This window comes from Streptomyces sp. AcH 505, assembly GCF_000818175.1.
Classification (GTDB): domain Bacteria; phylum Actinomycetota; class Actinomycetes; order Streptomycetales; family Streptomycetaceae; genus Streptomyces.
Map to the genome: position 1 here is coordinate 2,580,630 of NZ_JTIY01000001.1, position 9,931 is coordinate 2,590,560.

10 protein-coding genes and 1 pseudogene are annotated in these 9,931 nt (G+C 71.6%); all 11 read left to right on the plus strand.

Translation table 11 applies throughout. The annotated features are described in order from the left end of the window. Positions 1 to 42 precede the first annotated feature (42 nt). Positions 43 to 840 carry an aldose epimerase gene (locus HY68_RS11830; protein WP_041987809.1) on the plus strand — a complete coding sequence of 266 codons (798 nt, stop codon included), beginning with the start codon at positions 43 to 45 and terminating at the stop codon, positions 838 to 840. A 23-nt stretch (positions 841 to 863) separates the two neighbouring features. Next, a complete protein-coding gene (gene pyrE / locus HY68_RS11835) occupies positions 864 to 1,403 on the plus strand; it encodes an orotate phosphoribosyltransferase (RefSeq protein WP_041987812.1) in 540 nt (179 codons plus the stop codon). A 174-nt stretch (positions 1,404 to 1,577) separates the two neighbouring features. Beyond that, positions 1,578 to 2,609 carry a class II fructose-bisphosphate aldolase gene (gene fbaA / locus HY68_RS11840; protein WP_041987814.1) on the plus strand — a complete coding sequence of 344 codons (1,032 nt, stop codon included), beginning with the start codon at positions 1,578 to 1,580 and terminating at the stop codon, positions 2,607 to 2,609. A gap of 91 nt (positions 2,610 to 2,700) precedes the next feature. Then, positions 2,701 to 3,882 (plus strand): MalY/PatB family protein, encoded by a 1,182-nt coding sequence (locus HY68_RS11845; RefSeq protein ID WP_041987815.1) that lies wholly within the window; start codon positions 2,701 to 2,703, stop codon positions 3,880 to 3,882. 39 nt (positions 3,883 to 3,921) lie between these two features. Continuing rightward, positions 3,922 to 5,415, plus strand: a complete 1,494-nt coding sequence (locus HY68_RS11850) for an MFS transporter (protein WP_041987817.1) — start codon at positions 3,922 to 3,924, stop codon at positions 5,413 to 5,415. A gap of 11 nt (positions 5,416 to 5,426) precedes the next feature. After that, the gene (locus HY68_RS11855; protein ID WP_041987819.1) at positions 5,427 to 5,840 is read left to right on the plus strand and encodes a DUF3151 domain-containing protein; all 414 of its coding nucleotides are present in this window, start codon (positions 5,427 to 5,429) and stop codon (positions 5,838 to 5,840) included. Between the two features lie 112 nt (positions 5,841 to 5,952). Then, positions 5,953 to 6,660 (plus strand): DUF3152 domain-containing protein, encoded by a 708-nt coding sequence (locus tag HY68_RS11860; protein ID WP_107070077.1) that lies wholly within the window; start codon positions 5,953 to 5,955, stop codon positions 6,658 to 6,660. 96 nt (positions 6,661 to 6,756) lie between these two features. Beyond that, entirely contained in the window at positions 6,757 to 7,596 is an 840-nt protein-coding gene (locus HY68_RS11865; protein WP_041987821.1) for a tryptophan 2,3-dioxygenase family protein, read from the plus strand. Further along, a complete protein-coding gene (gene kynU, locus HY68_RS11870; protein ID WP_041987824.1) occupies positions 7,589 to 8,833 on the plus strand; it encodes a kynureninase in 1,245 nt (414 codons plus the stop codon). Before HY68_RS11865 ends, kynU begins: the two co-directional genes overlap by 8 nt. A 106-nt stretch (positions 8,834 to 8,939) precedes the next feature. Beyond that, positions 8,940 to 9,434: a rhodanese-like domain-containing protein gene (locus HY68_RS11875; RefSeq protein WP_041987827.1), complete on the plus strand. Its 495-nt coding sequence runs from the start codon at positions 8,940 to 8,942 to the stop codon at positions 9,432 to 9,434. Between the two features lie 110 nt (positions 9,435 to 9,544). Further along, positions 9,545 to 9,931 (plus strand): annotated as a pseudogene (locus HY68_RS11880) (alpha/beta hydrolase); the annotation flags it as partial.

Sequence of the window (9,931 nt, forward strand, 5' to 3'; positions counted from 1 at the left end):
ACGCGCGCTGAGGCGCCGCAGGTAGCCGGGTAACCTCGTGGCGTGAGCAGCGAAGAGAGCATCCGGCTGACGGCGGGCGACGCCGAGTTGACCATCGATCCGGCCAACGGCTGCCGCATCAGCGGCCTGCGGGTCGGCGGCACCGAACTGCTGCGCCAAGGCGAGCGGTTCGGCTGCTTCCCGATGGTGCCCTGGTGCGGGCGGATCGGGAACGGCCAGTTCCGCAACGGCGGGGTGACCCACCAGATGCCGCTGAACTCGCCGCCGCACGCCATTCACGGCACCGGACGCGACACCGCCTGGCGCACCGAGCGGCAGGACGCGAGCGGAGCGGTCTGCACGTACGAGCTGGCGGAGCCCTGGCCGTACAGCGGCAAGGTCACCCAGACCTTCCAGCTCACCGACGACTCCCTCACGCTCGGCATGGGCGTCGAGACGTACGACACGTCGTTCCCCGCACAGGCCGGCTGGCACCCCTGGTTCCTGCGTGACCTCGGTGACGGGGGCGAGAAGGTGCGGCTCGACTTCACCGCCGCCTGGCAGGAGGAGCGCGGCGCCGACCATCTGCCCACGGGCCGCCGGATCGATCCGCGCCCGGGCCCGTGGGACGACTGCTTCGGATTCCCCGACGGCGTCGATGTCACGCTCACCTGGCCGGGCCGGCTGGAGCTGAAGGTGACCAGCCGCGAGGAGTGGGCCGTCCTCTACGACGAGCAGGACGAGGCCGTCTGTGTGGAGGCCCAGACCGGGCCGCCGAACGGGCTCAACACGCTGCCCCGGCTGGTCACCCCCGTCGAGCCGCTGGAGATCACCGCGACCTGGAGCTGGCGCCGCCTCTGAGCCCGGGTCGTAAGCTCAGGGCCATGACTGACGTACGGGCCGAGCTGCTCCAGCTGATCAAGGACATCGCCGTGGTGCACGGCAAAGTGACCCTCTCCTCCGGGCTTGAGGCCGACTGGTACATCGACCTGCGCCGCATCACGCTGGACGGCCACGCCGCTCCGCTGGTCGGTCAGGTCATGCTCGACGCCACGGCCGAGCTGGACTTCGACTGCGTGGGCGGTCTGACGCTGGGCGCCGACCCCGTGGCGACCTCGATGCTGCACGCGTCGGCCGCCCGCGGGAAGCGGCTGGACGCCTTCGTCGTCCGCAAGGCGCAGAAGGCGCACGGGATGCAGCGCCGGATCGAGGGCACCGACGTCAAGGGCCGCCGCTGCCTGGTCGTCGAGGACACGTCGACCACCGGCGGCTCGCCGCTGACCGCCGTCGAGGCCGTACGGGAAGCCGGCGGCGAGGTCGTCGCGGTCGCGGTCATCGTGGAGCGGGGTGCGGCCCCGGCCGTCGCGGAGGCGGGACTGCCGTACGTGAACGTGTACTCGGTCGAGGAGCTGGGACTCGGCTGACCCGGACGACTCGGCTGATCTGGTCATTTCGCACGGCCCGGACTGTTTCACGTGAAACAGCCCGGAGCCCGTCGGTGTCCGTACGAGAGTCTGGAAAGATGGGGGTGACGATGATGTCGCCGCCCAGGTCAGGGACAAGCACCGCACACCCATAGATCGCATAGGAGCCGACCCATGCCCATCGCAACCCCCGAGGTCTACAACGAGATGCTCGACCGGGCGAAGGCAGGCAAGTTCGCCTACCCGGCCATCAATGTGACTTCGTCCCAGACCCTGCACGCCGCGCTGCGCGGCTTCGCCGAGGCCGAGAGTGACGGCATCATCCAGATGTCCACGGGTGGTGCGGAGTTCCTCGGCGGGCAGTACAACAAGGACATGGTGACCGGCGCCGTCGCGCTCGCCGAGTTCGCGCACGTCGTCGCCGCCAAGTACGACATCACGGTCGCGCTGCACACCGACCACTGCCCCAAGGACAAGCTGGACGGCTATGTCCGCCCGCTGCTCGACATCTCCGCCGAGCGCGTCCAGGCCGGCCGTAACCCGCTCTTCCAGTCGCACATGTGGGACGGCTCGGCCGAGACCCTGGCCGACAACCTGGCCATCGGTGAGGAACTGCTCGCCAAGGCCGCCGCCGCCAAGATCATCCTTGAGGTCGAGATCACCCCGACCGGCGGCGAGGAGGACGGCGTCAGCCACGAGATCAACGACTCGCTCTACACGACGGTCGACGACGCGCTGCGCACCGCCGAGGCGCTGGGCCTGGGCGAGAAGGGCCGCTACCTGCTGGCTGCCTCCTTCGGCAACGTCCACGGTGTCTACAAGCCGGGCAACGTCGTGCTCCGTCCCGAGCTGCTGAAGGACCTCCAGGAGGGCGTCAGCGCCAAGTACGGCAAGGCGGCCGGCAGCGAGCCGTTCGACTTCGTCTTCCACGGCGGCTCGGGCTCGTCGGCCGAGGAGATCGCCACCGCGCTGGAGAACGGCGTCGTGAAGATGAACCTCGACACCGACACCCAGTACGCCTTCACCCGCCCGGTCGTGGACCACGCGTTCCGCAACTACGACGGTGTGCTGAAGGTCGACGGCGAGGTCGGCGACAAGAAGACCTACGACCCGCGCACCTGGGGCAAGCTGGCCGAGGCCGGCATGGCCAAGCGCGTCACCGAGGCGTGTGCCGCGCTGCGCTCCACCGGCACCCGGCTCAAGTAAGTCCCCTGCCGGGGAGTTGAGCAAAGACCCGACACACCGGGCCCGGCGCCTTCTGGCGCCGGGCCCGCGCCATGTCCGCTGGAGGATCACCATGGGCTACGACTTCGACACCCCCGTCGACCGGCACGGCACCTGGTGTGTCCAGTGGGACGGCGTCGCCGAGCGGTTCGGTGTGGACGGGCTGCTGCCGTTCACCATCTCCGACATGGACTTCCGGTCACCGCCCGAGGTGCTCGACGCGTTGCAGCGCCGCGTCGCCCACGGGGTGTTCGGCTACACGGACTGGCGCAACGAGGACTTCCTGTCCGCGATCGCGCACTGGTCGAAGACCCGGTACGGCACCGACATCGCCGCCGACGGCGCCGTCGCGACCAGCCGCGTGGTGTACGCGCCGTCCGTGCTCAACCAGCTCTCACAGCTGCTGCGGATGTGGACCGGGCCGGGGGACGGGGTCGTCGTCCACACCCCCACCTACGACGGTTTCCGCAAGGCGCTGACCGGGCTCGGCCGCGAGCTGCGCGGCGTACCCGTCGGTGACACGGCCGCCCTGGAGCGGCAACTCGCCCGCCCCGACAGCAAGATCCTGCTGCTCTGTTCGCCGCACAACCCCACCGGGCGGGTATGGACGGAGGCCGAGCTGACGCTGTTCGCCGAGCTGGCGGCGGCGCACGGCGTAGCCGTCGTCAGCGACGAGATCCACGCCGACTTCGTCCACCCGGACTTCGCGCCGCCCGGCACCCGGCATCTGCCGTGGACCCGGTTCGGCAGCGGCCGGTGGGCGCTGATCACGGCCGCCACGAAGTCGTTCAACTTCGCCGCGCTGAGCGGCTCGTACGGCATCATCGGCGACCCCGACGACCACGCGGCCTTCCTCAGCCGCATGTACACCGGCGAGGGGCTGGCCTCGCCTGCCGTCCTCTCGCTGACCGCGCACATCGCCGCGTACCGCGAGGGCGCGCCCTGGCTGGACGCGCTCAACACGTACGTCGAGGACAACCTGCGGATGGTCGCCGAGCGGCTGAACGCGGCCTTCCCCGAGCTGGACTGGCGGCCGCCGCAGGCCGGCTATCTCGCCTGGCTGGACCTGCGGCCCCTGGGCATCGACGACGACGCGCTCCAGCGGGAGCTGATCGAGCAGCAGAAGGTCGCGATCATGCCGGGCTCGGTCTACGGCTGCGACGGCTTCCTGCGGTTCAACGTGGGCTGTCCGCGCGCCAAGGCGGAGCAGGGCATGGACGCCCTCGTCAGGGCCCTGCGGCGGCTCCGGCCCTGACGGGGTCCTTTTCCGTGCGAGGAAGGGGATGATGCGCGCATGGATATCCGCCTGTCATCGGCCAAGGGCCGTTGGGTCATCCTCACGACGGTGCTCGGCTCCAGCATGGCCCTGCTGGACTCCACCGTCGTCAATGTCGCGCTGCCGCACATCGGTGACGACCTGCACGCCGATCTGCCGGCGCTGCAGTGGACCGTCAACGCCTACATGCTCACGCTGGCCGGGCTCATCCTGCTCGGCGGCTCGCTCGGTGACCGCTACGGGCGCCGCCGGGTGTTCGTGTTCGGCATCGTCTGGTTCGCGCTCGGCTCGCTGCTCTGCGGCCTCGCGCCGAACGTGGGCGTGCTGATCGTCGCGCGCGCCCTCCAGGGCATCGGCGGCGCGCTGCTCACTCCAGGGTCCCTCGCGCTGATCCAGGCGAGCTTCCACCCCGACGACCGGGCGCGGGCCGTCGGCGTCTGGTCGGGGCTCGGCGGTGTCGGCGCGGCCATCGGGCCCTTCGTCGGCGGGTGGCTGGTCGACGGGCCCGGCTGGCGCTGGGTGTTCCTGATCAATCTGCCGCTGGCCGCCCTGTGCGTGCCGGTCGCGCTGCGGCACGTACCGGAGTCCCGGGACCCGGCGCACCACGGCCGGTTCGACATGGGCGGCGCGGTGCTCGCCGCTGCGGCGCTCGGGCTCGTCACCTACTCGCTGATCGCGAAGGTCTGGTGGTCGGGGGTGCTGGGCGTGCTGGTCGGTGCGGTCTTCGTACTGGTCGAGAAGCGCCGGCCGGACCCCATGCTGCCGCTCGGCATCTTCAAGTCGCGCCAGTTCACCGCGGTGAACCTGGTGACGCTGTGCGTGTACGCGGCGTTCGGCGGGTTCTTCTTCCTCGTCACGCTCCAGCTCCAGGTCGTCGTGGGCTACTCGGCGCTCGGCGCCGGTACGGCGCTGCTGCCGACGACCGTGCTGATGCTGCTGTTCTCGGCGCGTTCCGGGCAGCTCGCTTCGAAGATCGGGCCGCGTATCCCCCTGACGGTCGGTCCCTTGCTGTGCGCCACCGGCATGCTGCTGATGCTGCGCGTCGGCGAGCACGCCTCGTACATCGCGGACGTCCTGCCCGCGCTGGTGGTGCAGGGCGTCGGCATGGTGACCCTGGTCGCGCCGCTGACGGCGACGGTCCTCGCGTCCGTGGAGACCGGCAGGGCCGGTCTTGCCAGTGGCGTCAACAACGCGGCCGCCCGCGCGGCGGGTCTGATCGCGGTGGCGGCGCTGCCGCTGCTGGCGGGCATGGGCCCCGAGGCGTACCACTCGGCGAAGGAGTTCGGGGACACGTTCCGCCGGGCGATGCCGATCTGCGCCGGGGTGCTGGTGGTGGGCGCGGTGATCGCGTTCTCGACGGTACGTACGCGGCTGCTCGAACCCGACGAGCCGCACGGGCGCAGCGAGCCGGAGTGCCGGATCCACTGCGGGGTCGCGGGGCCGCCGCTCGAACCGGTGCGGCAGCCGCGGGCAACCGGCGGACCTGGCCGCGAATCGGTCCCGGACCTGTGACACTAGAGCCCATGGCCATTCACAAAGACCTCCTGGGGGGACCGCCCCCCACCGAGCTGCCCGACGACCCCGAGCCGCGCGAACTGCTCGCGAACGGGACGTCGCCCGCCGACGTCGCGGCGAAGTACCCGACCTCCTCACTGGCCTGGGCACGGCTCGCCGACGACGCGTTCGAGGGCGGCCGCGTCGTCGAGTCGTACGCGTACGCGCGGACCGGCTACCACCGCGGGCTCGACGCGCTGCGCAGGGCCGGCTGGAAGGGCCACGGCCCGGTGCCGTGGGAGCACGAGCCGAACCGCGGCTTCCTGCGCGCCCTGCACGCGCTCGCGCGCGCCGCGCAGGCGATCGGCGAGCAGGAGGAGTACGAGCGCTGCGCGACGTTCCTGCGCGACTCGTCGCCCGCCGCCGCCGACACCCTGGGCTGACCGGCCGAGACAAAGATCGTTCCTGAACGGTTGCGCGATCAACCTATTGAGGGCCCCGCCCGTCTTTTCCTACGGGCGCGGGCCCTTTGGTCCGTTCAGGGGGAGGTCCGGCATGGGGAACGAGTCGGGGGCGGGGAACGAGTCCCGGACAGGCCGGTGGCGCGTGGTGCGCCGCCCGCAGGCCGTCCGCTGCGGGCTGCTCGCCCTGCTGTGCCTGCTCGTCGTCACCATGTGCGGCGGGGCGCATGCCGCGCTGCCGGGCGGCGGACAGCAGCCGGTCTTCGTCACCGCACGGTCGGACGGCGCCCCGGTCGGCTCAGGCCCGCTGCGCCGCTACTCCGTCGAGGTCGAGAAGGGCGCCGGGATATCCGCCGAGACCGCGGCGGCCGACATCCAGCGCATCCTCGCCGACCCGCGCAGCTGGGCCGCGCACGGCCGGGGCACCTTCCAGCTGGTCTCCTCGCGGGCCGTCTTCACCATCAGGATCGCCACTCCGGCCGGCGCCGACCGGCTCTGTCTCGCCCAGGGCCTGGACACCGGCGGCGAGCTGAACTGTGAGACGACGGACGGTGTCGTGGTGAATCTGCGGCGCTGGACGCAGGGCTCGCCGACCTTCGACGGTCCGCCCGCCGAGTACCGCCACCTGATCATCAACCACGAGGTCGGCCACGAGATCGGCATCCGCCACCACCTGGGCTGTGCGGGCCCCGGCAAGCTCGCGCCGGTGATGATGCAGCAGATCAAGGGCCTCGACGGATGCCGCGCCAATGCCTGGCCCTACGACGACTACGGCACGTACATCACAGGTCCGGCGCGCTGAGCTGCCTGCCTTTATGATGCGAAGCAGGGGACCGGGGCTCCGAAACCGAAGGGATGGGGCGGACCGCTACCCGGAAGCGATTCCGAGGAGACAGCCATGCCGCACGACCCGACGCCGCAGGACCCCGAGACCCCCAATCTGGACTTCGCGGGCACCACGCCGTACGAGGACTACGTCCAGGCGGACACCCTCACCCATCTCCAGCATCTGCTCTCCGACGACCCCGGTGAGATGGTCTTCCTCGTCACCACCCAGGTCATGGAGCTGTGGTTCACGGTCATCGTCCACGAGTGGGAGACCGCCTCGCGCGCGCTGCGCGAGGACCGTACGCAGGTCGCGGTCGACGCCTTCAAGCGCTCCGTGCGCGAGCTGGAGGCGCTGAACGCCTCGTGGAAGCCGCTCGGCCAGCTGACGCCCGCTCAGTTCAACTCGTACCGCAGCTCGTTGGGCGAGGGTTCCGGCTTCCAGTCGGCGATGTACCGGCGGATGGAGTTCCTGCTCGGCGACAAGTCGGCGGCCATGCTCGTACCGCACCGGGGCGCGCCGCGCGTGCACGCCGAGTTGGAGAAGGCGCTGCACGAACCGAGCGTGTACGACGAGGTGTTGGGGCTGCTCGCCCGGCGCGGGCTGCCCGTGCCCGCCGCTGTCCTCGACCGCGACCTGTCGCTCAAGTACGTGCCGTCGCCCGAGGTCGAGGCGATCTGGGCCGGTGTGTACGCCGACCCGGACCAGCATTCCGAGCTGATCAGACTGGGAGAGGCGTTGACGGACGTCGGTGAGCTGGTGTGGCGATGGCGCAACGACCATCTGGTGGCGACCCGCCGCGCGATGGGCTCCAAGACCGGCACCGGCGGCTCCGCAGGGGTGGCCTGGCTGGAGAAGCGCGCCACGAAGAACGTCTTCCCCGAGCTGTGGACGGCGCGCAGCCATGTCTGACCCCCGCGCGGCCGTACCGGCCGTCCCCGTCCTCGCGGCACGCGCCGCCGAACTCGACGCGGCCGACGAACTGGCCTCCTGCCGGAAGCTGTTCGCCCTCGAACCGGACGCGGTCTACCTCGACGGCAACTCCCTCGGCGCGCTGCCGAGGAACGTCCCCGAACGCGTCCAGGACGTCATCACCCGCCAGTGGGGCGAGCTGCGCATCCGCTCCTGGGACGAGAGCGGCTGGTGGACGGCGCCCGAGCGGATCGGCGACCGTATCGCGCCGCTCGTCGGCGCGGGACAGGGCCGGATCGTGGTCGGTGACTCGACCAGTGTGAACGTCTTCAAGGCGCTGATGGGCGCCGTACGGCTGCTCGACCCCGCCGACCCGGCGCGGGACGAGATCGTCGTGGACGCCACGACCTTCCCCACCGACGGCTACATCGCGCGCTCGGTCGCGCGGATGACCGGCATGCCGCTCGTCCCCGTCGACCCGGCCGAACTGCCCGGCTCGCTCGGCCCCCGTACGGCCGTCGTCCTGGTCAACCACGTCGACTTCCGCACCGGCCGGCTGCACGACTTGCCGGGACTCACCGCCGCCGTCCACGAAGCGGGCGGCCTCGCCGTCTGGGACCTGTGCCACAGCGCGGGCGCGCTGCCGGTCGGCCTCGACGAGCACGGCGTGGACCTCGCGGTCGGCTGCACGTACAAGTTCCTCAACGGCGGCCCCGGTTCGCCCGCCTTCCTGTACGTCGCCGAGCGCCACCAGGAGCGGTTCGACTCGCCGCTGCCCGGCTGGAACTCGCACGCGGACCCGTTCGCGATGGCGCAGGACTTCACGGCCGCCGAAGGCGCCGTACGGGGCCGGGTCGGCACGCCCGACATCCTGTCCATGCTGGCGCTCGAAGCGGCGCTGGACGTGTGGGACGGGGTCAGCATCGACGCCGTACGGGCCAAGAGCCTGGCGCTGACGGACTTCTTCCTGGAGTGCGTGACGGCGTACGCCCCTGCGGACAGGGTCAGTTCGACGACCCCGGCCGCGCACGCGGAGCGCGGCAGCCAGGTCGCGCTGCGCTGCGCCGAGGCGCCTGCCGTGATGGCGGCGCTCATCGAGCGCGGTGTGGTGGGCGATCTGCGCAGGCCGGACGTGCTGCGGTTCGGCTTCACCCCGCTGTACGTGGGGTTCGCGGACGCGGAGCGCGCGGCGCGGACGCTGGGCGAGGTGCTGCGGGAGATCCCGGCGGCGGGATAGGGCCTGTTGCGGCTGTATGAGGCGGTGCGGGGCGTGGCGGAATCTTGACGAGTGGCGGCGTTCCCGCCACTCGCCGGGGGTGGCCGCGGTCGGCAGGATCGTCACTATGACGAAGACACAGTTCACCCCGCTCACCCCGCCCGCCTCAACGGTCACCGCCACCCCGCCCGCCGACTCCGCCGCCGCCCTCGCGCACTTCGCCGCCCGGCTGTCCTTCGAGGCCGACGTCAGCGACGTCCACGCCGACCTGGAGGCCCACGCACCCGGCCTGGTCGTCGTCGACTCCCGCGGCACCGAGGCCTGGGACCAGGGCCATCTGCCCGGCGCCGTCCATCTGCCCACCGCCGAGATCGCCGCACGCGCCGCCGACGTCGTGCCGGCGGGCGCCGTCGTCGTGACGTACTGCTGGAGCCCTGGCTGCAACGGCGCCACCCGCGCCGCGCTGGCCTTCGCCCGGCTCGGCATACCGGTCAAGGAGATGATCGGCGGCTACGAGTACTGGGTGCGCGAGGGCTTCGCCGTCCGGACCGCCGACGGTGTCGAGCGGCGGCCGGTGGACGCGCTGACCGCGCCGCGCGGCGCGATCTCCTGCGGCTGCTGACTGCGGGAAACAGCCCGCCCCTGCCTGGACGCTGCAAGTGCCCCCGCGTGGCTGATACCGTCCCCGCTGGTCAGATCAATTCGGCCGCCGTACCGAAAGGTTGGAGCACCATGCCGGATCCAGCGGGGCGCGATCCCGTCGCTCTCGACGCCGCCGAGAGCGAGTCGCTCTTCTCGCATCCGGCCGTCCTGCCCGATGCGAGCGCCGCGTACGGCGAGCACCCCGATCAGGTGATCGACTTCTACGCGCCACGCGGCGGCCAGGAGCGGGTGCCGCTCGTCGTCGTGCTGCACGGCGGCGCCTGGCGCTCGCCGTACGACCGGGCGCACCTGTCGCCGTTCGCCGACTTCCTCGCGCGGCGCGGTTTCGCCGTCGCCAACGTGGAGTACCGGCGCGGTTCGGGGCTGCCGCACCAGGACACCGAGGCGCCGGTCGCCGGCCGCTGGCCGGAGACGTTCGACGACGTGGCGGCGGCGCTGGACGCGCTGCCCGCGCTC